A 25,031-nucleotide genomic window follows, 5' to 3' on the forward strand; every position below is an offset into this window, starting at 1 on the left:
AGATCGTTCGTAAAGTTATTCAATCTGTGATGAAATATGCGTCGGACTGGGACGGCCAGACGCGGCAACGGAGCCAAACGGCTTTCAAATGTTTTAACGACATTTGATCAATGATCACCACTAACATATCAATGATGAAGAAAACGATGCTTTTATTGACAACAGTATGTTGTTTGAGTCTTTTCACCGGAAATGCGCATTCTCAGAATGACACCGTCCAAAAGCCGCAACCGGTGCACTACAGCCCCGGGGGCACCTACTCCGATTGGTATTTTCCTGCGGATAAAGAATACACCAGCCTGGAATGGACATTTGTGCCTGTCGCAGATCCCCCCGCTTCACTGGCGAAAGAAGGATTGCTTCATTACTATGCTTACAATTTTTCACTCCTGAACGCTTCGCCTCAAGTCGGCGGAGGGTATGCGGGCTTTCAATCTAATGGCATATTTAAAAATAATTTTGTAGGCAAAGTGATCAATTTTTCCATTTGGGGCTCCAACGCAGGAAAAACAGATGGCCTGTTAAACTCAGGCAATGAAGAGAGCGGGGGTTTCCAGATCATGTATCGTTATGACTGGGCTACCGGCCACCCTTATCACTTTGAATTGAAGCAAGGGCCCAGTGGCAGCGACTCTTCGGGCAAATGGTGGGGGTTGTGGGTAACCGATCAAAAGACAGGAGTTAAAAAATTTGTCGGAGAGCAGCGAGTACCGTCCGTTATTAATAGCAAACCGGCGGTAACATGGGGGCCACACACTTCCATGTTTGGCGAAGACCTGCACTGGTGGCGCTCTTTAAATGGTCATAAAAAATATACCGACCCCGCCGAATTTCAGCACTCGGCCATGGCTGCAACGAATATCACTGCAAATGGTGGAAAGGTGCATCCCACCAGATTTACCAGCTGGCATAACTCAGGGAAGCCTGTAACCGGCAGCAATGGATTTAAATCCGTCAACAGTGACGTGTCTGTTTACAGCGAAGCGTCCAGCTTCAGCGTACAGCATAATCTGGGGCACTGGGCGTCACCGGCGCCTAACCATCTCAGCAATAAAAGTAAATAGCTATTCTTCTGTAGCCCTAAAAGATCAGGCTTGTACTTTCTTTTTCCGCATGGCAATATAATAGATGGGAATGCCGATCAATACAATGGCCAGCCCCGCCAGCGAAGTGGTAGGTTTGGCATACAACAGACCTACAGCCATCGTACCGGCCATCAGAATATATAGAACCGGAACCAGCGGATAGCCGAAGGCTTTATAAGGCCTTTCAGCGTCGGGGCGGCTTTTGCGCAACCTGAATACGCCGACGATGGTCAGGATATAAAACACCAACGTAATAAAGACGACGTAATCGAGCAGCACGCCATATTTGCCGCTCAGGCACAAACCGCTGGCCCAGATACATTGCGCCCACAAAGCCCATTGCGGTACCGAGTTTTTGTTAAGCGAAGCCGCCTGGGGAAGGAATAATTTGTCCTGCGCCATGGTGTAGAAAACACGCGCACCCGTAAGCACCAATCCGTTGTTACAACCAAAGGTGGACACCATGATCATTACCGCAATGATGGCGGTGCCATAGCCGCCGAAAATATTAGACGCTGCAGCAGTAGCCACGCGGTCTTCCAGCGGAAACGCAATATTGGGAGACCCCTGTGCGGCGAAAGCTACCGAGCCTGCCGACTCGGGCGGAAACAGCGGCAACACGGCCACATACATGACATTGGTCAGTACATACACAGTAGTAACGATCAACGTTCCCAGAAACAAACTAAGCCCAACATTCCTTTTGGGATTCTTGATCTCACCCGCAATAAAGGTTACGTTTTCCCAGGCCACGCTGCTGAATACCGAACCTACCATGGCCGAACTGATCAGTCCGATGGCCACCATCATCGTACCCGCGCCCGTGAAGGCAGACCACCCGGAATTACCCGCTTCATCAGTGACAGGCGTGGTGAACTTAAGATCAAAACCTGTGGCCCAGTTGCCGTCCCAGATATCTGCCTTGGCAGCCAGCAATAATCCAAATACGATCAGCGCAAACAAAGAAAACAATTTCGCTACCGTGAAGATGGACTGTATCAATTTTCCTTCTTTAACGCCACGGGTATTCACATAGGTAAGAAAGATGATCAATGCAATAGAAAGAAGCTGTGCGGGATAGAGCTTGAACCAATCGCCCAGCTGAAAAATAATGTTCTCTTCGGCCATCGTCAGCGCCGGTATAAAGTAACCGGCAAACTTACTGAAAGCCACGCCCACAGCGGCTATCGTTCCTGTTTGAATAACAGAGAAAAAACTCCAGCCATATAAAAAGCCGGTAAACGGATTATAAGCTTCTTTCAGGTAAACGTACTGCCCACCGGCCTTGGGAAACATAGCCGACAATTCGCCATAAGTAACGGCTGCAAAGACCGTCATCAGACCCGTAATGATCCACAAAGCAATCAGCCAGCCGGCGCTCCCGACATTCCGGGTCATATCTGCACTAACAATAAAAATACCCGACCCGATCATGGAGCCGGCAACGATCATGGTACCATCGAAAAGACTGAGGGATTGTTTAAATTTTTCGGCAGACATAGTATTGTTTTAATGAAGACGACAAGATAGGTATTAATTGCGAAATGTCCATCGCGTCAGGGCGAACGCATAAATTATGGCATCAAGCTGCCAATCCACCACGGCACAATAAATGCACGCAGCATCTTTCTTTGATTCATTTAAGAATGCACCGTATTTGTTCAAACAGTGACGGTCAGACCCCATACAGGATGCAATCAATCCAGTGACTGCGCAAATGATGCTTAGTAGCAATTAGTGTATCTGTGGCATTAAAAATTTCATCACTGGCCATTGATCCAACGGTCGGCGGCGCCCTATTTTTCTGCGTTCCCAAGCATCGTCGTGACAACGTGTTTAAAAACAAATTTCGTCACATCGCCTAAAATAGCGATGGGGTAAAAGTTCGCGCAGTTATACAGGATTGTACTTTTACTTTCTAGAGCTACATCGAAAGACATATTTCCACTTCTTTAAACTCAACACTATGCCATACAAACACAACTCGCCTTTCGCAACAACATCTCCCGGATCTGTGTGCAAATCAACAACGCCCTATTACAATCCTGCGATCTGCAATCATTCTTAAAGTTCTACAAACCTGACTTTCTTATGGCACTCCAAAAAATCATCTGCGGTCCAATCGTCCGGAGGCTGGAAACCAATAAGGTTTCCATCTGGCTGGCGTTTACCGAGAATCATCATGTCATCTTAAAGGTCTGGGAAGGCAGTGGCATCAAGCATTCCGGCTCCGGGCGATTGTTCAATACCAGCCTCACTCCGGTGGCAACAGGCGAGACGCATTGTCTGCAGTTTGGAAACAATTTGTGGATCACGGTCGTCACAGCCGAAATACCAAGTCCGGGATTTGATCCGACCAAGGTGTACAGCTACAATATCATCTTCAATAACGCCGATCATCCGCAGGACGAAGACCTGTTGTCTGATCAATTCCTGAAAGATGGCGATACTGCTGAAGGCAGGAAACAACTGGCCCTTGGCTACGCCACAGACACTTTGCCCTCGTTTGCATTGCCGGGAAACACACCCGATCAACTGAACATTGTACATGGATCCTGTCGCAAAATGCATGGCTATGGACCCGACGCTCTGGCTTTGCTGGACGAACAGTTGAAGAAAGACGACAATTGGAAAACCGCCGCAAAACGGCCACAGGCGCTGTTTCTGACGGGCGACCAGATCTATGCAGATGAAGTGCCCGCTATGTTGCTCCGCTATATGTGTAGCCTGGACGGCGTCGGTATCTGGTCTGCAACGGCCAATGAAAAAATGAAGATCAGGGGAACGGGAAACGAGGAAGATCTGGAAGCAGATATCACCGCCTATCCCCCTACTTTCCGGCAGCGGCTGGTCAACCAGTATGCAGGCTTCACCAGCTCGGCCGCGGCCAATCACCTTTTGACATTCGAAGAATTTTCTGCGACCTACCTAACGTACTGGAACATCAGGTCCTGGAACCGCGAATTGCACAGCCTCATTAAATCTATACCGGAGGCTTCCAAACCAGAGTTCAACACGAAGATCCAGGAAGCCATTACCCGGTTTGTTGACAGCGCCGCTGTGGATGCCGATGTCAACCTCGTGAACCTGATCAGGGACCTGCAAAATATCAGGACAACGGATGCTTATATTTTTAGTGACAAAACGATCACTAAAGCACAGTTTCGCGACAACAACGATGACAAATTCAAATCATGGCTCAGCGACACCAAAGCCGGCCTGGTGGATGAGATCATTAATATGTCGGCCTTCATGAACAAGCTGCCCAACGTGAGCCGGATACTGGCCAATGTGGCAACCTACATGATCATGGACGATCACGAAGTAACAGACGACTGGCTGATCACGAAACGCTGGAACAACCAGGTATTCTCCAAACCTTTTGGAAGAGATATCATTCGAAACGCCATGATGGCCTATAGCGTATTCCAGGATTGGGGCAACACGCCCGACGACTACAAACAGGCCACCAGCCTGAGTTTCAGCCAGATCTCCAGTGCTGGTAAAAAGGCTCAATTATTAATGTACACCAATGAATTCGCTTATCGCCATGCGGAAAACCGGAACCTGGCAACGGTCCGGGCCGACGTGACCGACAAGGTCGAAACGATGCTGGGCATGAGCGGCGCACCCACTACCGTCAACTGGCATTATAAAGTAAAGCTCGGTGCCGTAGAAGCGTTGGTGCTGGACACGCGCACCCAGCGGGCTTATGACAGCTTGAATAGTGTACCGGAACTCATCTCAGAAGAAAGCCTGCCAGTACAAACGCCGCAAACGCTTACCGATAATCCTGACTTCATTTTCGTTGTTTCGCCCTGTCCCGTGCTGGGCTTCCCCAATTTTGAAGAACTGATACAGCCATCCGCCACGGCAGTGATAGCGCTAACGGAACATGATGAAAACAATCCGGGCATCATCGGCGGCCGCCTCGGCTTTGATTATGAAGCCTGGGGCTTCAACACAGAAAGCTTTGAAAGATTGATCGCTAAATTAAATACGTATAAAAAAGTGATCCTCCTGTCGGGCGATGTGCACTATGGTGCCACGCTTGTTATGGATTACTGGAAGGAAGACGCCAGCGTGCCCACCAGCCGCCTGATACAGCTAACGGCCAGTTCCCTGAAGAATGAGTGGATGTCTAACGTCACGATCCTGAAGAGCGCGATGATCCAACGCATTTTTACGAACATCGGCGAGAGCATTTCCAAGTTCGGATGGGAGCTGAAAACGGTAACCCACAACGGCAGCGTTACATCGAGGAACAGGCATCGCCTGTATGGCGCTTTCGGCGGCATTGGCACTATTCCGCTCGAAGGCTGGACGCCCGGCGCCACCGTCAGCCCCGATCCGGAATGGCGCTGGCGGCTGAAAGTGCTGAAAGATGAACGCCCCATCGAGAACGACCCGGTGACCGCAGAGATCAACATTGCAGATGCCAACGCCACCAAGGAAGGGTACTTCCAGGTAGTCCAGCGGCATCAGAAAATGTTCAAAGAAGGCAAAACACGACGCATTGGCTGGGGCGCCAATATCGGCATGATCACTTTTACCGCAGATGGCAGCAGCTGGAAACTAAAGCACGAACTGAAAGGCCCCAACATGGTGTACGAAGTGCCACTCACAACACCTCCCGCCGAATCGGGAAGACCCGTGCTGCCTTAGCCGGAAACCAACTATTCATCTAAAAAATTAACAGCATGGCTGATCAAAACAGTGAAGATTTTTTTCAGAAGATACTGAAGGTCTTTTACGATATCCTTAAGCCTGCACTCAATATGTTCAGCGACGACCAGGCGCGTACCGAACTGTTGGGAACACTGGGGATCAGTGGTAGCAGCCCCGGTGCAGCGGCTCCTGCGACAGGAGGACTGCAGGCTTATATTGACAAGGAAAATGACGAAGTGGATCCGTTCCGGCTTGCCGGAGCCATTGCCGATCTTACTTCGCTCGTAATGGGGATTGAAGGCATCATCAGCGCTGCTGTGAGTGCCGGTGATGAAGAGGAAGAAAGAACCGTTGGCGAGATCGTAACGGCGTTGCTCAACTTGCTGACGCTCGACTATATCCGCCGCAGAGAACCCGCCTTTCATGCCGTCCTGGAATTGCTCAATACATTAGACAGTAATGCTGTAGCCGCGGGCGGATCCGTCAGTTTTCTGAAGGACTATGTAGGCGGCTTCTTCGATAAGCTGGGTAACGGACTGGACACAACAGAAGGCGCAACCGCGGTGTCAGATTCGTTATTTCTTCTTATTGCCGGTGGTCTTTTTTACCTCGATCATTTTTTAAGAACAAAAGGGGTGCGCGGTTTAGTGATCAGCTCCAATTACGGTTTTGAAGGCGTCAGTTCTTCTGATAAACCTATTGCAGATGCTATTACTAACCGGGCCCTCACCTTTGGCGTTACGGTAAAACCAATCAGCGGCGCGACCGGATCGGACGACATGGCGACCGCGGGAGGAACCGCCTACGGCACCATGGTATTTGCACCCAAAGACCAGGGCGGCGTTGCATTTGTATCCGAGTTGGCAGCCAATGTAAACGGCAGCTTTAATTTTGACGATAACAAGCATACCATTGCTTACCAGCTATCCGGCGATGGATTGTTCAGGATCGGAACTTTAGCGGAGGCCCGGGGCGGCGCCAACAATAAATTCCTGATCAGCTATGCCTACAATGCAGAGAAACCTAAAATGATCGCCTTGCTGGACAAGCCGGCTATCAAATTTGCCTTCGGCACGGTCAAACTTGGACTGGAAGTGACACCCGAGGATGTGCAGGTAAAAAGCGTGCTGAATATTCACTACGAATTCAGTAAAGGAGATCTGAGCGGTTTTCCGTTTGACCTGTTGCCCGCGGATATCAAAGACAAATTCCCGCTCGGTATCGGCTTCTCGCAGAAGAAAGGATTCTTTGTCGACGGCGATGGCAATATAGGCACTGGTGAAAAACCGGCTGCGAAAAGCAACGCACCTGAGTCCCGCGGACTTGTGCAGGAAGTCGTCGCCAAACTGTTGAATGCCTTTAATAAACAGATGCCTGTCCATCTCAACCTTGGCAATGTGGTAGGCATCGAAATGCTGACCATCGCCGCCAAGTCAGATCCGGCATTGAATAACTTCCAGCTGGAAGTGTCTATCGATTTTTGGCTGAAGCTCGGTTCGGTAATTACGATTACGATCAGCCGGTTGGGCATGACGCTCAATGCGGTCAAGCTCGATAACAACGGGGGCATCTTAGGTTATGATCTCAAGCCCGGCATTAAATGGCCCACTGGCGCCGGCGTCCGCGTCAATGCAGGCGTCGTTACCGGGGGCGGCTTTTTATACCTCGATCCGGACAAGGGTGAATACTTTGGTGCGCTCGAACTATCTTTCAAAAACCTGTTTGACCTGAAGGCGGTGGGTATTCTCAATACCATTATGCCCGATGGCTCCAAAGGCTTCTCCTTACTGATCATTATCACTGCCGAGTTCTCTGCGGTCCAGCTCGGTTTTGGTTTTACCCTGTTGGGTGTGGGCGGCCTGCTGGGTGTGAACCGGCGCGCCGAAGTAGAAGCGTTACGCGTGGGTCTTAAGACCAATGCCATCAAAAGTATTTTGTTTCCCGAAGATGTAGTGGGCAATATCAACCGCATCATCAGTGATATCAAACAGATCTTCCCGATCCAGCAGGATTCTTTCCTGATCGGTCTTATGGGCAAGATCGGTTGGGGTACGCCAACGCTGATCTCCATTGAACTAGGGATTATCCTCCAACTCCCTGATCCGAAAATACTGATCTTAGGTGTCGTGAAGCTGGCATTACCTACTGAGGAAACCGCATTAGTGAAAATACAGGTTAACTTCCTGGGAGTGATTGATTTTCAAAACCAGTTCTTATACTTCGAGGCGGTTCTCTTCGACTCGCAGCTGGTAGGCTTCCCGCTAACCGGCAGCATGGCGCTGGTAGTGGCCTGGGGCGATGCCAGTACCTTTGGCCTGAGCATCGGCGGCTTCCATCCTGATTTCAAAGACTATCCCACTGTACCTACTCTACCCGGCGCCTTCCGCGAAATGGACCGGATCAGCCTGCAATTGCTGAGCGGCGACAATCCAAGGCTGGGCATTGAATGTTACTTTGCTGTCACGTCCAATTCAGTACAGTTTGGAGCCAAGGCAGAACTACTGGCGGAAGGCCCGATGAGCTTCAATCTATATGGGATGCTGAGCCTGGACGTGCTGTTCATTTTCGATCCGTTTAGTTTCAGCGTCCGGCTGGAAGCCACGCTGGCTATCAGGCGCAAGAAAAGTGTGCTGTTTGGAATTCATTTCCTCGGCCTGCTCTCCGGCCCCACTCCCTGGCATATTGAAGGTGAAGTATCCTTCGGAATCTTGTTCGCCACCATCACCATTGGCTTCGAAACCACCTGGGGTGAACGTCAACCGCAGATCACCACCGAGACAGAGGACCTGCTATCGCTGATCACTGCAGAGCTGGGTAAGGCGGCCAACTGGAAACCCGTTATACCGGATTTCAATAATGTCCATGTCACACTCCGGACCCTACTGGAAGATGAGCAGGTAGATCTGCTGATACATCCATTCGGAGCCATTAGCTTTAGCCAAAGGGCGCTGCCACTGAATTTCAGCATCAAAAAATATGGCAACAAAAAGCCGTTGCGTGAAAATGAATCCAACTTCAGGATCACACAGGTCAGGATCGGCGGCACCGCGCTCCCGGCGGCTAAAAACCAGGAACTGTTTGCCGTAGGCAATTACCAGCCGCTGTCAGAAGCAGAAAAGCTTTCCAGGAAATCATTTGAAAGACTTGAAAGCGGCGTCATCGTCAATGACACGGGCAATCTCGCGCTGGCGACGACCACGCTCGATCCTTCAGAGCTCAGCTATGAACTTGATTACACCTACGACGACAATCCGCTGCGCCCCAAATGGATCTTCAAACTTCCGGCGGGCAACTTCAGCAGGATGAAAAGAAGTGCCGGTGTAGCAAACTCCGTTTTATCATGGAAGCATTCTAAAAAGAATCAGTTAAATAGCCCGGTGCCGACCAAAGTCACCGACGGCACTTATACACTGGCTTCTAATGACAATCTCAGGGAATGGGATCAGAACCTGAGAGCGGGCAGCTATGCAGAAGTGCTGCAATCCTTCGAGTCCATCAAAAAACAACGACCCGAAATGGCTGAACAACTACAGGTAGTAAGCCTCCACGAATTAGTTTAAACACAAAATCATTTCTTATGAGCTTTGCAGAATACCGTTTTTTTTCCTGGGCGCGAAAGGGCATTGCCGCAAGCATCTCAGAGCCGGACACCCTGGGCGCTGCAGAGGGCGCCCAACCCGAACGGGCGCGGGTCGCCGTTGACATTACACTCAATGATACGATCCCGGTGCCCACTCAACACTTCACGCTCGTGGGTCCCGGCGATGTGATCGGTATTCACGCGGACATGATCATCCGCAATGAGCCCAGGACCGGCGTATCAAATTTTGAGCCCAACTATCTGCCCTACGTCGAATTTTATGATGAAGATTTCCCGTGGAGGTATACACCCGCCGGAGCTACAGGCCCCGACAACATTCATCTACGGCCCTGGCTGAGCCTGATCGTGTTAAAAGAATCAGAGTTCGAAGACACGACGCTGCAAACACCGCTTAAATCGATAGTGGTGAAAAATGCAGCGGCCCTGCAACCCGCGACCGAGCTACATCTCTGGGCACATATGCATACCAATCTGCAGAACGAAGAATCAGCTATCGAAGCATATATAGAAAGCTTGCAAAAGCAGGTAAAAACGGATCCGGATGGCGTGTACAGCCGCGTCCTCTGTCCGCGCAAGCTGGAGCCTAACATTATGTATCATGCTTTTCTTGTCCCCACCTTTGAAACTGGCCGATTAGCAGGTCTCGGCCAACCGATTGCAGGTGTCCCCGCACAAAAAGCCGCATGGGGCGCTGGCGCCGAAATCGAGTTGCCGGTGTACCATCGATGGCATTTCAGAACCGGCGCTAATTTCGACTTCGAAAGCCTCGTTAAATTGATCGAGCCCAGGGTGATGGACAAACGGGTAGGCGTTCGTCCCATGGATTGCTCGAGGCCCGGCTACTTTAAGCTTAACAGTACGGAGGAGATCCCCGCAACCAATCCTGTTTCTGTATTGCTGGAAGGAGCCGTGAAAGCCCCTACCGCCGAATCCACCGAGATCGCCCTGAATGCATTTCATACAGAAATATCGAAACTGGTTAATCTCAACAAGATCCAGCTGGAAGATCCGGACCAGGACCCTTATGTCACCATTCCTTTTTATGGAATGTATCATGCCATGCGCAAAAACCTGGCGAAGCCTGGTGAGAAAACAGTACCTGATTTTAATGAACAATCAGACACCTGGTACAACGACCTGAACCGGGATCCACGTCATCGCGTGCCGGCGGGCTTCGGCGTTAAAGCCGTACAGGATGACCAGGAAAAATTTATGGACCAGGCCTGGGAACAATTGGCTGATGTATTGGAAGCCAATCGCAAAGCGCGGCTGGCACAACTGATGGGTCAGATCATGGACCGTTCGCTGGATAAGCATGTGGTGCCATTAGACCGGGAGAAAGTACTGGCGTTCACGCGACTCATCTCTTCCAAAATACTAACGGCGGGGCTCACGATCAAAAAACAGATTGCGCAAAGCAAAGTGCCCGACGCATTGTTCATGCCCGCGATCCAGAAAGTAATGCGGGCCAACACTTCTGTTACCCGCGGATTAAAGAAGTCCGGCGACAGCAACCTGAACATCAGTATGCTGGTAAACGATACAAACAAGGTCAAAGGTATCACGGCGGCATCGATCGACACCTTTCAAAGCATCAATATTGTAAGAGACTGGGGTACGATTGCAGCGCCTTCCAAAATAGCGGATCTGAAAATATGGAGCCTGCAATCGAACCTGGAAGCAGCCTCGCTCTTCAACCAGGAACAGTATAGCGGCGGCTTTCCCAAGATCTCTTCCTGGAACACCGTGTTCAATAAAGACATTTTGGTGAAACGACAAGTGAGTCCGGGCATACTCCATCCCGGTATCCTGCGCGGAGAAACGGAATTATCACCGCTGAAGCCTGCGCCCGTAAAGCCCATCAAACCTAATATCCTGACCGGCAACAATAAGATCCGCACCGACATTGTGATCAAACGGGACATCGTGATACAACCCGGCGCCAGGCGCGTTTCAGACTTTATCAACGTAGCCAACCAGGACTACAAAAAAGCTTATACAGATTACAATGTCCGATTCAATTACCGCGACACTCCAGAAGTGAAACCAGTAGCGGACATCCCCGCGCTCGCCGGCAAGACACTGGAAACGATACGCCCTTCAGCGGCTTATAAAAAGATGCTGGGAAGCATCATCACCTGGGGCCCCGGTGTATTCAAGCCGCCGGTAGATGACCTGCTCCCCGCTATGGCCTATCCCGACTTTCCGGCGCCGGCTTATAAATTACTGATCGACCGGGATAAAGAGTTGCTGTTGCCCAACCTGCATCTCATTCAACCTAATACTTTTTCGTTATTGCGCACCAATCAGAAATTCATCGAGTCTTATATGACCGGGCTCAACTTTGAAATGGGACGCGAATTGCTGTGGCGCGAATACCCGACCGATATGCGTGGCAGCTATTTCCGACAGTTCTGGGATGTGAAGGGTTTTATTTCGCCGGAAACGACATCGCAGGATGCTGAAGCATTGAAAGATATTGCTCCCATTCATAAGTGGCCGGCCAGCAATCAACTCGGGAAAAACAATGCGCGTGATAAAGAGGGTGACTCAGAACAGCTCGTGTTTGTCATCCGCGGGGAACTGCTGAAAAAATTTCCCAACACAGTTATCTATGCGCAAAAGGCATTTAAGAAAGACGGCAAGTGGCAGATCCATACGGAGCTGGACGACGCCGGATTGGCAAAGGAGGTGCGGTTCCCGTTGTACCAGGCAGAACTGCCGCCGGATATTAAACTCCTGGGATTTGATTTGACCATTGACGAAGCCGCAGGTGTGAAAGAAGTTACAGACTTCCCCGGCAACAAAGAAGGTTGGTTCTTTATTGTAGCGGAAGTGCCCGGCGAGCCCCGGTTTGGTATGGATATCGACTTTGACCCCAACAAGCCTGGAACACGCACCTGGAATGATCTGTCCTGGAAAAACTTCAATGGGGAAAGCATTCCGTTTGTCTCGGCGGCAAAAGCACCCGAAGGATTCAACTTCTCAGAAGACGAGAAAAAGAAAAAAGGCGCCTGGGGGAAAAGTTCGGCCGATATGGCCACCATCCTGCTGCAAAGGCCCGTCATGGTTGCGATACACGCCACGGAGATGCTGGACCGTCAGATCACTGAAAAGAACAACGGCGTGCCCTTCCACACCAACCTGATGAAAGAATACATCCATTATAAAACAAACATACTGCACCGTTGACATTCACTTTTTGAAAAAATAAACACTGAACTTATGGCCAGTTTCCAGGAGCAGATTGCTCTGATCAATCGATTAAGATCCGATTACCACACATCTGACAAAAGCACTTACGCTAAAAAATTGGAGATCCAGAAGGCGGTGGCGAAAGCAGATGAACAAACCATCATTGGCCGCCTGAAAGAATCCGAATCTGTTTTAAAGCAAAGCAGCCGGCAACTAAACGAAGCCATCAAAGGATTGCATGCAGTCAATGTGCGGATGCTCACCAAAGAACTAGACGGAAAGATTCCGGTTGTGTTATTGCCGGTGCGACTAGAAACCCGCTTTGTCAATCCGCCGGTCAGCGCTGCACCAGAATTATGGGTGCGCATTTTTCCCGACGACATTCACGCTAATACCCACGAGCCTGCCATGACTAAAGGAGAGATCGACGCGGGAGAGCTTTACTGGACGGGTATTGCGACTATCGCAGCAAACACAACCGCAGACCAAGAGGAGGCACGAAGAAACGTGTGGCTGAAATTTAAGGAAACAGTGACGGGGGCACAAAGAGCCATCTGGGTAGCGAAGAGCACCAAGCCCGTCAACTGGACGGACATCTACACCCCTGCGCCCGCGGCATTGGAATTCCCCTCCTATCCGGAAATCAAGGAGCATGCCTGGACACGCGCACCGCGTACACAGGCTTTACCCGACCGGTTTGTAGTAACGCTTTTTAAAAACAAGGCGCCGGTGTATGAACAAGTGGGCAACATCATTCCCGATACGGTATTTCTAGGCCCTGACCCCATGGCGGCAGAAGAAGCCATCAGGAAGCTGGGCACTGAACTGCAATTCAATGAAGACATTGATTGGTTGCAGGATTTTAACAAAGCCATTGCTTACGGGCTGGGCATGAAGATCCCATTACAGCCCGGCATGTTGGGAGCAGGCAATGCCATTGAACGGATCACCGTCTTGGGAGTGTCTCACTCGACAGATGCAGACAATGGCAAAAGGATCCTCGAACAGGTATTCGAAAATCATCACTACTCTTCTAAAGGATTTTCATTTTTGAAGCAGGGAACTCCTACCAACAACACGGAGAAAGATGGTTCCGGCTATACTAAAAACGAGAATTCTTTAGAAAGAGGTTATTATGCAGGAGCGATGCCGGTTAAGGCTTCTGGCTCTGACCTCGACCTGTTTTCAAAAATAACAGGCATTGATCTTTACCAGCTTCCGGAGCTTACGAACAGTGACCTGAATGAACACGCCAACGCGCTGAAGATGAATACCGCTCTATATGCGGCTACATTGTCTTATTATTTTAATGAGCTGATGGATCCGGTAATCAAAGAAGGAGATGCCAACCAGATCCGCGACTACTTCACCCGTTATGTAACGGCGCGTGGTCCGCTCGCCCCCATCAGGATCGGCGACCAGCCTTACGGCGTGTTAATCAGCAGCGATTTATCGAGATGGACTGAAGCAGGATCTAAATTTTATATCGGGCTGGCTGATGTGCTTAAAAGACTACAGTTGATCTGGGACGGAATGGTGAGCACTAAAGTACCGGCAATCGGCAAGGGTGGCAATTCCGAAACCCTGCTTAAAATATTGGGCCTTCATCCAGGCTCGGTGGCCTTCAGGCAACGCCTGGGCAACCTTCCCGACTTCAGCTATTCTGTAGGGCACATCGATATAGAAGGTCTTAAAAACGAGGTACAATCTCTCAACCACCGCATCGTTGAGTTTTTAAAATCACTGGGATTCAATTATGGCGCCGACAGCTTTTATCCTTTGATCAGCAATTTGATCTTCTATAACTGGACCACGCATATCTCTGATAAAAAGCTGGTATTACCGAATGTCACTTCTTCTGAATCAGCGTTCCTGCCAGAACTTCCCCAATCGGGTTTGAATTATATCGCCTGGATGGCGGAAAGAGCCACTATTGCTGCGCTTGAATCGGTAAACTTCGATGGTGATAAACCGCCAAGAACCTTGCTGGCCCTGCTTTTGAGGCACTCCATGCTCACCGAGCTTAGACAAGCGGGCACCAGGTTTTATACCAAAAACAAATTTCCAATCAGTCTGCATAGTTTTGAGAAAAGCCTGTACAACTTTGATAAGGCCGCGCCTGATCTCACATCTTACGAACTGTTGAGAGGCACACCGCAAAAAGTGGATCCCGCGAAATTCGGGAACATCTCTGTCAATATCGGCGATTACCTGCTCAATCAATATGTAGGTGTTGAAAACAGGAAACTTGCAGAGATGAAAAAAGCCATGAACGATTTGTCGCAGCTATCCACCCAAACACTTGAAAAGAACCTGAGCGACTTTATCGATCTGTGCTCATACCGTCTCGATGCCTGGCAAACAGGCCTGTTTACGAGAAGAGCTTTAGGCAACCGGTCCGCAGCCCCTACGGGCGCTTATATCGGCGCTTATGGATGGGTGGAGCACCTGCGACCTGAAATCCAGATCCCGCTGTCAGCCGATGCGGTACCCGAGCCACTCCGGCCGGCCAATGGCATGGCGCCTTTCAAGCTGAAAGAAAATGCGGGCTTCACCCATGTACCGTCTTTGAACCACGCTACCGCTATGGGCCTGCTCCTGGCGGGCTATAAGAATCATGCATCGCGTACCAACAGCAAGGCCTTTGCCGTGAACCTGTCGAGCGAACGAACCAGGAATGCCATGAGCATCCTCGAAGGTGTTGGCAACGGACAAGCCATAGAAGCCTTGCTGGGCTACCAGTTTGAGCGGGCGGTCCACGACGCTACCACTAAAGGCGTGGCCAATCTCAACCGCTACATCTACGAATTCCGTAACCGGTATGAAATACAAAATATTTCGATCCCCCAACAAGGTGCGGCGGAAGCGCAGGAAACCATTGACGCGTATCCCGTAGTCAACGGGCTGAAGATCATCAAAGCGACGGCACAGGAAATCAGCACGCTGGTGACCGACAGTTCCGACCGGGCTCATATCCTTAAGATCAAAGATCAGCTGGCCGACAGCCTGGACGCCTGTAATGACCTGCTATTAGCGGAAAGCGCCTACCAGCTTACTCAGGGCAACCAGGACCGTACTGCCGGTGTATTGAACGCAACCTTACTGGCTGATACGCCGCCGGAAATACAGGTAACAGAAACACCCCGGTCGAGCTTACTAACCTACACGCACCGTATCGCTATTCACTTTAAAACCGGCGCCGGCCTGAAACTCGCCGTGGGTTGGCCTGAAAAGCCCTCACCCAGATCCCTGTTTGAACCGGGGATTAATCTATGGCTGTCCGAGCTTATCGGCGATCCGCAGCATATCCTTTGCACCGCCGCCGCTATGGACGAGGCGGGCAACGAGAACGGGGCCATAACGATCAGCCTGGCCGACCTCAACCTGCACCCGATCGACCTCGTCTACCTTATACCTGAAGACCTGGCGGGCGGTGCTACAGAATTAGAAAGCCGGATCGCCTTCTACTACCGGAGTGCCGCCGGCATTGCGGACCTCATCCCGGTGAAGATCCGCTTCAACCCGGACCATATCACCGCTCCGGGCATAGCCTTGTCGCGCGTGTATCCGCTGTTAAGAAAACTGAAAGCATTGATCGGTAACGTACGCGCCGCGTCGGCCAAAGACTTTGCTTCCAAACAAAAAAGCGTTTCCACCGCTGCAGATGATACGGGGATCGACTTTAAAGAATGGCACGAAAGGATCAGCCGGCAGCTGAAAAATCTCATCACACTGTATCAGCAATTCAGCAACCTGGAGCCGGGAACCGTGACACCTAAAGATGAGTGGAATCCCGCAACGATAGCGGAGTTCTTTAACACGATCACTTCTCATTCCAATGAGCAGGAGCGATATGAACGGCTTGACCTGTCTGAAGCGGCCGTGAAAGAAATGATCCGGTTCCAGATTGAAGCGGTTCTCTACGGCATCCAGTTAGCCTACCCCGGAAACCTGACGTTGATCACCCGTCAAAATAAAAGAGGGCTGCTTGAGAAAACAGGCAACATCTGGAAAGTACTGGCCGAAAAGATCAGGAAAACGGAAGCGAAGCTGGTTCTTGCAGAACCCGAAACCAACATCCCCAATAAGATCAAATTATATACGGAAGCCTCGAAACTCTTGCTGGGCGAAGACTTCATGCCACTACCCCAATTTAAATATAGCAATGCTGATCACCTGGAAAAGACCTTCGCTGATGAGCAGCAGCTCCTGGCCTATCATCAAAAGCTGAATGACATGGATGCCGGAACGGTGAAAGAATCCTGGTTGCAATCGATCGCACGCGTTCGCGTGGGTGTAGCCCGACTGGAAACGGTTCGCATCATGTCCGAAGCCATCAGTCGCTCCGATCTTTCCCTGCAATGCGCACAAATCCCGTTCAGACCGGATGACAGCTGGCTGGGTGTAGAATTTCCATCGGAATACCAGGGAGCCCCTTTTACCATCATGGAAGACACGGTATCGCTCGCGCTTATCGGGGACAGCGCTTTACAGGCCCGGCAAAGCCAATCCGCCATCATCATCGACGAATGGACGGAGAAGATACCCGTGGCTGATGAAGTAACCGGCATCGCTTTTCATTATAACCAGCCGAATGCTACCGCCCCGCAAAGTATTATCGTTGCAATAGAGCCTACGGGCGGCGGGAAATGGGATTGGGATGTATTGCAGGGCGTGCTCGCCGATACGTTGAGAAGAGCCAAATCCAGGGCCGTTGAGCCGGATCATATCATGGAACACGACACCCTTCGCGTGTTGTTGCCTATGACCATTGCTTCTTTCGATGTCAATGAGGCTAACGTTTCGCTGGATTACCTGTTGCTGAGCGACCGGTTTCAGCAAATAGCGTCCGCCGCTAACCTGCAGCTGTATAAAAAATGGAATTAAATTATTATTATGCCTATAGAATTAACGAAGTTCAGTAACCTGAAAATATCGGTTAGCGCGCAGCTTCCGGATTATAAATTTATCAAGCCGCTGATATCTAATCGCAACCGCCTGGAAGGGTTACCGCGCACGGAAGAATTTGATCGCACCCTGCGGGCAGAAATTGCAGATCCTTTGTGGATGCTGACCCGCCAGTGGCAGCTCGGCGAATTCCAGGGTGAGGATGCCGGCACTGCTTACCAGGCCAAAATCCTGGCAGAACATCAGCAACCAGGTGTCATCAGGATCAACGATCAGGTGTCTATGCCCTACGATGCCCAACAGGCCCCGCTCGAGCCATTGGTCGAAGGTGAAGCGCCGGATGCAGACTTTTACCTCCGTCTGCAAATGGGCAGGCAGTTTTTCAAGTATCTTAAAACCGCCGGACTGGAAACGCTCCAACCCGAATGGGCGGCCCGGTTTCCGATCGCACCAGACATACATCCCGACGACAGGGAAGGCATCTTTCTGACTGAATCCGTCGCCGGTCTCTTTCCTGATGGTTATCTTTTGATGCAGGCGATCCATGACGGGAGTTTCGCCACCACCGCAGGTTCGATGCCCGGCGCATCAGACGCAATAATATCGACACTTGTAAAACAGGTTATTCCTTCATTCGAAAAGTGGTACCGGCACTTATATCCGGCCATCCATAATAATAGCAATGCCTGGCTACCCCACCGCATGGAATACAATTTTGCGATGGAGCTTCCGCATCCGGAGAACAGGCAGATGGTCTACCTCGAAGCAGATCAATATGCCTCAGGAAAAATAGACTGGCTCAGCTTTGATGAGAATAAACGTGCACTGAATACGACCAACCCTGCTAACGACAACCTGAGAGAAATAGTGCAGACGTTTATGCCGACACCGCTGCAATACAGCGGCATGCCCCATCCCCGATTCTGGCAGATGGAAGACAGCCGCGTGGACTTTGGAAAAATACAAACCGGCACCAGCGGCTTGCTATCGCTGCTTGTGGCGGAGTATGGACTCACTTACTCCAATGATTGGTTTGTATTACCCTACGAAATGCAAGCGAATACCCTCTGTGAAGTAAAAGGAATTATGGTCACAGATGTCTTTGGCCAAAACATCCTGGTAGAGCCCACCTTCAAAGACCCGGAGACGAACTGGCACGAGTTTGCCTGCTTCCGGCACACGGAGCGTCATGATCTCTCATCGCCCCGGAACCGCTTTTATCTTGCGCCTGCCTCGTTGAAGATCCAGCAGAGTGAACCAATTGAAAAGATCAATTTTATGCGAGATGAGATGACGAATATGGTGTGGGCCATTGAAAGTGTGGTACCTTCTGCAGCTGGAGGGAACAGGTCCATAAAGGCCAACGCTAAACGATTTGATCAGGAGTTTACCCCCGCAGACCCTGAAGCTAAAATCCGTTACCTGCTGGGCACCAGTGTTCCTGAAAACTGGGTGCCATTTGTGCCGGTTCATCAAGACGCCTCGAAGCAGGAAGTGCGCCTGCAAAGAGCAAGGATCCCTAACGCACCGACACCCATCAGCAAGTTCCTGACTGAACAGCCGCCGGGCAAGCACCTCATCGAAGAAGAGGAAGTGCCACGTGCAGGCGTGATCGTAAAAAGATTGTACAAAAGAACGCGCTGGCTCAATGGCAAAACCTATTTATGGGTAGGCCGGTCAAAAACAACCGGCAAGGGAGAAGGATGGAGCGGACTGATGTTTGACCAGATCCTGTCGATCTAAACAGGCCCATCTATTTTCTCATCCACATCGGCTTGAGCTTCGCGATCTTCTTGTAGGTCGGGCAGGTCTCGCTGTGACAACCCGGAAGATACCCGGTACTCATTAAAAACTCGTTGACAATTTCACCGCCGGTAAACCTGAATGTCTTTTTAAACAGCTTCATCCATTCTTCCTTTGTTTTAGGATGGTGATGGTCGAGCCAGTTTTGAAAGGAACCAAATTCCTTTTGAAGGCCTTTCACGACTTTGGCATTTTCTATCGCGGCATTTATCTTCAACCGGTTACGGATGATGCCCGCATCCTGCATGAGTGCGTCAAATTTCTTTTGAGTATAGCGACTCACTTTTTCGATGTCAAAATGATCGAAGGCTTTATAAAAATTATCCTTCTTTTTAAGAATGGTTTCCCAGCTCAGTCCTGCCTGGTTGATCTCCAATACCAGCCTGGCAAACAGCTCGTTATCCGAGCTCAGCGGGAAGCCGTATTCCAGGTCATGATAGGTCTCATGCACAGTGCCTTTTCCCTTCCCTTTTACAAAATCACAGTAGTAATTTGACATACCACAATATTCGAAAAAATTTTTTATTTTTTTTTGGAATATTAAAAGTACTTCCCTTATTTTTGCACTCCCTTTTACAAGAGAGGGACACAAAAGAAGGGAGTTTAGCTCAGTTGGTTCAGAGCATCTGCCTTACAAGCAGAGGGTCGGCGGTTCGAGGCCGTCAACTCCCACAGAAGAAGCACTTACAGCGATGTAGGTGCTTTTTTCGTTTGCGGCAGGTGGCGCTAAAATTGTAACGAATCAAGGGATCAGGGATCAAGTCAAATATGCTGCCCCCTGTCTCACCGGTTTTGGAAACCTGTTAGGTCGGGGTTAAAATAACAGACATGACGACATAATCAACATCAGGAAAGGCCGGCATAAAACCCCACTAAATATTTCAGCTGAAGATTAATACGGAAACGCGAACGATTAAGAATGGAAATCACCAGAGACATCCGGAGGACAGTCGACTAAAGATATTGCCCGGCTTCCATGTCGGCGAAACCAATATATTCAGTCGCGTTAGGCGCAAAAGACAATTGACATGATGCCGCGCACTGCATTCAAAAAACTTCCGGAACAATCCAAGCACAAGCAGTTTTTACAACAAGCAAAAAAACCTCCTCCCGATTGCGTTAAAAAAAAATAAAAAAAATATCCTCCATCATGGGTTACCCTTTTTGCTTTTGCGTATTAACACCCATTAGAGACATAAAAACATAAGACATGCTCCGCTGCACAATACATATCAATACAAAAGACTTTAGCCCGTTAGGCTATCGTCGGGTTGGGGCAGGTATGCTTGCTGAGTTCAGCTAAAATAGAAGCAAACTGAATATATGCCCCGCCCGGACAAAGCGGGGCTTTTTTATGCCATGCCAGCAACAAAAACGAGAACCAAAAATGATTTCATGTAAACAAGCAAACCACATAACCCATCGACACTGGTCGCCGCTATCGATCACCAGAGCAGGATCCAACCTGTTACTGAATGGCCGTTGCTTACCCTTTAGCGTCGCAGTGTTGAACTGCACTTTCCACCGGAAGCTATTTTCCAGATAAGGAGAAGATCCTGTCTGATCAATAATAAAACCCGGTCTGTGCGACCGGGTTTTCTGCTTTCAAAAGACGTTACTATGCTATTCTTACTTACTACCATCGCTATCTGGCATCTGTTAAGATGGTTCTTCAATAAAAATAAAAAAGATCCAGCCGATAGCGAGCTGATGCAAAGGAAAGACGATAACAGGCACCCTGCGGAAGTACCGTTCCGCTGGTAAAGCCTGATAACAAATTGATGTGCAGCGGAAAAAGTAACATTCGCCGCCGATGCAGCGGCGATGTTACTTACATGTTAGCTCTAGCTTAACCGGCAAAGCGCCGCACTGTGGATGCGGAGATCAGGGTTCGAAACCCGGGGCTAACCAATGGCTTTTAGTTCAATGGATCAGAACACTTCACTACGAATGAAGAAATGCGGGTTCAACTCCTGCAAAGCCAACAATAATATCAAGTTGCGTAAGTGACAGCCACGTAATGGCGGACTGATGTAACGAGGTGCTTTGGCAGAGATGGTTCTATTGCGATAGTTTGAAGAACTATAAATCCTGGTTCGATTCCGGGAGGCACCATCGATAATATAAACTTTTAAAAAAATGAAACAGCGATGGCGCACATTAAACGGAATGCAGTTGCAGCTTTCTATTAGGGAAGCAGTACAGGACCGGCTTGCACAGGAAAAAGCAGCAGGCCACAAGATAAAAGTCTGCGTTGGAACAGACAGCCAGGTAAAGAACAGGACAACCGCGTTTGCCACAGTAATCGTTTTCCTTCGCCAGGGCAAAGGAGGTTTTATGTTTATCCGTTCTGAGCAAATAGTACAGAAGATGAGCATCAAAGAGCGGATGTTGAAGGAGGTAATAAAAAGCATTGAAACGGCTTATGAGCTTTCCGACGTGCTGACAGCGTTCAACACCGAACTTGAAGTTCATGCAGACATCAACACCGACCCTGCCTTTAAAAGCAATGATGCTTTAAAAGAGGCCATGGGCTATATAACAGGCATGGGCTTTGCCTTCAGGGCCAAGCCACAAGCATTCGCAAGCACTAATTGCGCTAACAAAATAGTACAATAAAATGGACAACCTTTTCAATAATAAAAAACTGAGTGCTGGGGTAGTATTTAACTCCTATTACGTTGAGCCAGCGGCTTTATACACACAACTGTACAACATTATTCCCAATCAATACTGTTTCGAAAATGTGAATGGCAGCAAACTATTCGAATCGCTCAAAAGGGATTGGGCAAATGACATCTTACAGATTTTCGAACGCAGCGAATTCAATCTACGGAAGAAAAAATTCATGCACGATCGCAAGATTATTATTTGCAGCGAGGATTTAATGATTGAACTCGATGAAGATTATGCCTATCTGTATCAAAGTGGGCCACAGACCGAAATCATTCATCGTTTCGCTTTGCTGGCATTAGCTAACAAGGAAAAACGGCGAAAAGAACCGCTTGAGATCAACCTGGTAGTTTCGACGTCAAAGGGCCTGGAACTCAAAGGCATGGAAATAAAGCGGAGCAAATTAGATTTACAACTATTTTACGAAGATGAGTTTGTGAAGACAGACGCCATCATTCAAAAGCGACTACGAAATAAAAATGATAAAGGAATTGTATTGCTTCATGGCTTGCCCGGCACTGGTAAAACAACTTACCTGCGATACCTGGTCGGCAAGCTAAAGAAGCGGGTCTTGTTTTTATCACCGGGCATTGCAGGCAACCTGATGAACCCGGACTTTATTGAGCTGCTGATCGATAATCCGAATTCTATTTTAGTGATAGAAGATGCAGAAAATATTATCATGGACAGAAAGTATAGCAGCAGCTCTTCCGTTTCGAACTTGTTGAACATCTCTGACGGACTTTTAGCTGACTTCCTGAACGTACAGATTATTTGCACCTTCAACAGTTCGCTGGGCAATGATCGACAACGCACTGTTACGTAAAGGTCGGTTGATTGCTCAACATGAATTCGGAAAACTCGGAGTTGCTAAAGCACAGGCACTAAGTCATCATCTCGGATTTGACACAATAGTAACCGAGCCGATGAGTATTGCAGAAATAGCTCATCAGCATGAATCAAAAAGTTCATCCGGCGAAAAAGAAAGAGTAATAGGATTCAGAATGAATGGCGTTCCGGCAATGTAATTGTTTTGCTCACCGAAAAAGGGAAACTGGGTGCATAACATTTTTATCCTGGGCGCTGTTTCAACTTTTTTCATGCTGCGAAAGGGATGGAGGCGGATCATGTGTGCCAACAAGAGCGATATTTCATGCCGGTCTTTGTGGCTTCAGCGGCCCCGCACTAATTCCTGGCGCTGGTAGCGCTTTCTGATCCGATGATTTGATGGGTGCTTGCGTACAGAAACGGTCAGACGGAGGCCGTCAGACCGGGTTAGCTGGGATTTCTTCCCGTCCGTCCAGGCAGGGGCGGGCGCTTCGGTTCGCTTTGAATGAGGATATTGTTTTGAAATGTTCTGCTGAAAAATATTCAAAAGGTTAAACAACTTCCTACTCTGCGTGCTCTGCGAACAAATCTTTGCGCGCTTCGCGGTAAAAAAATCACATAAAAAGAAAAAATGTTATGCACCCTGCAAACTCATTCAGCATCGTTTTCAAAATAATTCTCGTATAGCAACCTCACTTTTCGCCTGATGCGACGGAGGAAAGAAGGGGGCGACAGGACGGTAAGTCCCTCGCCAAATCCTATCATCTCGCGCTCTAGTTCAAAGTTGGGAATGACGGTGATGGAAAACACAACACCTTCTTTCTTCTGTTCGATAATCTTCTGAGAATGATGAAGCGGCTTCGTCTTAATATAAGGCGCCTGGATATGGTTCGCACAAAACAGGATCTCGACAGGACTATCGCCGATATTACGGGTGACACCAATAATATCACGGAAATAATCCTGCGCGTGAAAGCTTCGATGAGTTTTAAAAGGCTCATCGGGTAAAATAGTAACCTGTTGAATTCTGTCCAGCGCGAACGTGGCCACTTCCTTTCCCTTTTTGTTCATCGCCAGTAAAAACCAGCGATTACGATATTCTTTGAGCAAATAAGGGTACATGATAATGCCGGCGGCCTGCCGGGCCCGGAAGGATTGATAAGTGAGCTGAATCGTTTGCCGTTGCAGAATTGCTTTATGCAACACATCGAGCCATTCGATACCGGTCAGCAGTTCGTTCTTTTCAAAATCAATGACTGTGTCCTGGTGGTATTGCTCACTGTAGATCTTATCCTCGAGCTTGTGCAGCATTTCATTCATTTCATTGAAATGACTGAATCCTTTGAATTGCCGGAGCAGATGAGACACTTCCTGCAGCACGTTCAGATCCTGGGATGTAAGTGGAATATCAGTGATCGTGTAGTTGGGATTTTCGTAGGTGTAATACTTTTTATCGGTCACAATGATCGGGGCATTATAGCCGAGCTTATCACTGCGCATGGCGTTCAGGTCTGACCGGATGGTGCGCAAGCTGATCGGGCGATCGATGCCTTCGTACTCGTACAGCGCGTCGGAGCAGGCATCCATCAGGTCTTCAATGGTCCACTTGCGGCGGCGGTTTTGTAAACATTTGTCTATGGTCCGGTACCGGATCAGTGCATTTCGATTAACAGGCATCTGATTTTTTTCAGAAAAATAAAAAATATTTTTTACTGTGCAAAATGACTGCACAGTAGTGCATACATCTTTGTATCAGCAAAGCAAAACAGTTCTATTCTTTAAAATATTGCCGGAAGGCAAAACGAGGTATTACCGGTTCCTTTAAGACCAGGCGCGTGTATAAAAGCACCGCAGTGCAGGCGCTATGCGTGACTGTATGCTGCTTCAATGAATACGGGATTCCACCACGCTGTGAGTCAGGGGTTCGACTCCCCTTCACCTGAAAGGTGATAGCTCAGAGGGTTAGAGCAACAGCTCCAGTTGCAGGTTCGAATCCTGCTCCGAAATGCTCGGATAGTTCAATGGTAGAACACCAGACTGTTAATCTGGAGGTACAATCAACAGGGCGCCCTGTATAACAGCGCAAGTAGTCGATCGAAACGGCAGCGAATAATGATACAACAGGATCATTAGCCGCATCCCGGGCCATCGCCTGCAGCAGGCGAACCTGTAGCTATAATGAATGTGCTTTTTTATAGAGAATGAGATACAAGCGTATCGCAGGAGACTGTTCAAAACCGCATTGCAACGTAACTAAAGGTCGCCCGCTC

General features: G+C 49.2%; 13 protein-coding genes and 5 tRNA genes. 15 read left to right on the forward strand and 3 right to left on the reverse strand.

The annotated features are described in order from the left end of the window. Positions 1-173: 173 nt before the first annotated feature. Entirely contained in the window at positions 174-1,064 is an 891-nt protein-coding gene (locus tag ACU37H_RS06505; RefSeq protein ID WP_472702341.1) for a DUF3472 domain-containing protein, read from the forward strand. Between the two features lie 24 nt (positions 1,065-1,088). Here ACU37H_RS06505 and ACU37H_RS06510 read toward each other — a convergent pair whose 3' ends face one another. Beyond that, on the reverse strand, positions 1,089-2,585 hold the full coding sequence (locus tag ACU37H_RS06510) for an APC family permease (RefSeq protein WP_472702340.1): 1,497 nt from the start codon (positions 2,583-2,585) through the stop codon (positions 1,089-1,091). 591 nt (positions 2,586-3,176) lie between these two features. Here ACU37H_RS06510 and ACU37H_RS06515 point away from each other — a divergent pair. The 5 genes from ACU37H_RS06515 to ACU37H_RS06535 are packed head-to-tail and all read left to right on the forward strand — an operon-like array spanning position 3,177 to position 19,200. Further along, positions 3,177-5,750: a metallophosphoesterase family protein gene (locus ACU37H_RS06515; RefSeq protein ID WP_472702339.1), complete on the forward strand. Its 2,574-nt coding sequence runs from the start codon at positions 3,177-3,179 to the stop codon at positions 5,748-5,750. A 35-nt stretch (positions 5,751-5,785) separates the two neighbouring features. After that, entirely contained in the window at positions 5,786-9,313 is a 3,528-nt protein-coding gene (locus tag ACU37H_RS06520; RefSeq protein WP_472702338.1) for a DUF6603 domain-containing protein, read from the forward strand. 17 nt (positions 9,314-9,330) lie between these two features. Further along, positions 9,331-12,546 carry a hypothetical protein gene (locus tag ACU37H_RS06525; protein WP_472702337.1) on the forward strand — a complete coding sequence of 1,072 codons (3,216 nt, stop codon included), beginning with the start codon at positions 9,331-9,333 and terminating at the stop codon, positions 12,544-12,546. A 33-nt stretch (positions 12,547-12,579) separates the two neighbouring features. Beyond that, positions 12,580-17,436, forward strand: coding sequence for a hypothetical protein (locus ACU37H_RS06530; protein ID WP_472702336.1), 4,857 nt, complete (start codon positions 12,580-12,582; stop codon positions 17,434-17,436). Positions 17,437-17,445: 9 nt separating this feature from the next. After that, on the forward strand, positions 17,446-19,200 hold the full coding sequence (locus ACU37H_RS06535) for a hypothetical protein (RefSeq protein WP_472702335.1): 1,755 nt from the start codon (positions 17,446-17,448) through the stop codon (positions 19,198-19,200). A 10-nt stretch (positions 19,201-19,210) separates the two neighbouring features. Here ACU37H_RS06535 and ACU37H_RS06540 read toward each other — a convergent pair whose 3' ends face one another. After that, positions 19,211-19,759 carry a DNA-3-methyladenine glycosylase I gene (locus tag ACU37H_RS06540; RefSeq protein ID WP_472702334.1) on the reverse strand — a complete coding sequence of 183 codons (549 nt, stop codon included), beginning with the start codon at positions 19,757-19,759 and terminating at the stop codon, positions 19,211-19,213. Positions 19,760-19,857: 98 nt separating this feature from the next. Between ACU37H_RS06540 and ACU37H_RS06545 the strand changes: the two genes are divergently transcribed. The 8 genes from ACU37H_RS06545 to ACU37H_RS06580 all read left to right on the forward strand — a co-directional run bounded on the left by ACU37H_RS06545 (position 19,858) and on the right by ACU37H_RS06580 (position 22,961). Then, positions 19,858-19,932: transfer RNA gene (locus ACU37H_RS06545), tRNA-Val, on the forward strand. A gap of 948 nt (positions 19,933-20,880) precedes the next feature. Beyond that, positions 20,881-21,024: a hypothetical protein gene (locus ACU37H_RS06550; RefSeq protein WP_472702333.1), complete on the forward strand. Its 144-nt coding sequence runs from the start codon at positions 20,881-20,883 to the stop codon at positions 21,022-21,024. Positions 21,025-21,097: 73 nt separating this feature from the next. Beyond that, positions 21,098-21,170: transfer RNA gene (locus ACU37H_RS06555), tRNA-His, on the forward strand. Between the two features lie 2 nt (positions 21,171-21,172). Then, a tRNA-Arg gene (locus ACU37H_RS06560) sits at positions 21,173-21,245 on the forward strand. Positions 21,246-21,300: 55 nt separating this feature from the next. Then, positions 21,301-21,375, forward strand: a tRNA-Phe gene (locus tag ACU37H_RS06565). Positions 21,376-21,399: 24 nt separating this feature from the next. Then, complete coding sequence (locus tag ACU37H_RS06570) at positions 21,400-21,879, forward strand: ribonuclease H-like YkuK family protein (RefSeq protein ID WP_472702332.1); 480 nt, start codon at positions 21,400-21,402, stop codon at positions 21,877-21,879. 1 nt (position 21,880) lies between these two features. Further along, on the forward strand, positions 21,881-22,759 hold the full coding sequence (locus tag ACU37H_RS06575; protein WP_472702331.1) for an AAA family ATPase: 879 nt from the start codon (positions 21,881-21,883) through the stop codon (positions 22,757-22,759). Then, the gene (locus ACU37H_RS06580) at positions 22,734-22,961 is read left to right on the forward strand and encodes a hypothetical protein (protein WP_472702330.1); all 228 of its coding nucleotides are present in this window, start codon (positions 22,734-22,736) and stop codon (positions 22,959-22,961) included. Before ACU37H_RS06575 ends, ACU37H_RS06580 begins: the two co-directional genes overlap by 26 nt. A gap of 451 nt (positions 22,962-23,412) precedes the next feature. On the opposite strand, the gene ACU37H_RS06585 is transcribed toward ACU37H_RS06580, so the two are convergent. Beyond that, positions 23,413-24,438 carry a helix-turn-helix transcriptional regulator gene (locus ACU37H_RS06585; protein ID WP_472702329.1) on the reverse strand — a complete coding sequence of 342 codons (1,026 nt, stop codon included), beginning with the start codon at positions 24,436-24,438 and terminating at the stop codon, positions 23,413-23,415. 330 nt (positions 24,439-24,768) lie between these two features. Between ACU37H_RS06585 and ACU37H_RS06590 the strand changes: the two genes are divergently transcribed. Then, positions 24,769-24,908, forward strand: a tRNA-Asn gene (locus ACU37H_RS06590). Positions 24,909-25,031 lie beyond the last annotated feature (123 nt).

It is taken from the genome of Niabella sp. ZPM-14 (genome assembly GCF_055693045.2).

Bases quoted from the DNA above. Each gene is read 5' to 3' on its own strand.
- ACU37H_RS06515 (WP_472702339.1), top strand. From the start codon at position 3,177: ATGGCACTCCAAAAAATCATCTGCGGTCCAATCGTCCGGAGGCTGGAA.
- ACU37H_RS06580 (WP_472702330.1), top strand. From the start codon at position 22,734: ATGATCGACAACGCACTGTTACGTAAAGGTCGGTTGATTGCTCAACAT.
- ACU37H_RS06535 (WP_472702335.1), top strand. From the start codon at position 17,446: ATGCCTATAGAATTAACGAAGTTCAGTAACCTGAAAATATCGGTTAGC.
- ACU37H_RS06520 (WP_472702338.1), top strand. From the start codon at position 5,786: ATGGCTGATCAAAACAGTGAAGATTTTTTTCAGAAGATACTGAAGGTC.
- ACU37H_RS06540 (WP_472702334.1), bottom strand. From the start codon at position 19,759: ATGTCAAATTACTACTGTGATTTTGTAAAAGGGAAGGGAAAAGGCACT.
- ACU37H_RS06585 (WP_472702329.1), bottom strand. From the start codon at position 24,438: ATGCCTGTTAATCGAAATGCACTGATCCGGTACCGGACCATAGACAAA.
- ACU37H_RS06550 (WP_472702333.1), top strand. From the start codon at position 20,881: ATGCTATTCTTACTTACTACCATCGCTATCTGGCATCTGTTAAGATGG.
- ACU37H_RS06530 (WP_472702336.1), top strand. From the start codon at position 12,580: ATGGCCAGTTTCCAGGAGCAGATTGCTCTGATCAATCGATTAAGATCC.
- ACU37H_RS06575 (WP_472702331.1), top strand. From the start codon at position 21,881: ATGGACAACCTTTTCAATAATAAAAAACTGAGTGCTGGGGTAGTATTT.
- ACU37H_RS06510 (WP_472702340.1), bottom strand. From the start codon at position 2,585: ATGTCTGCCGAAAAATTTAAACAATCCCTCAGTCTTTTCGATGGTACC.
- ACU37H_RS06525 (WP_472702337.1), top strand. From the start codon at position 9,331: ATGAGCTTTGCAGAATACCGTTTTTTTTCCTGGGCGCGAAAGGGCATT.
- ACU37H_RS06570 (WP_472702332.1), top strand. From the start codon at position 21,400: ATGAAACAGCGATGGCGCACATTAAACGGAATGCAGTTGCAGCTTTCT.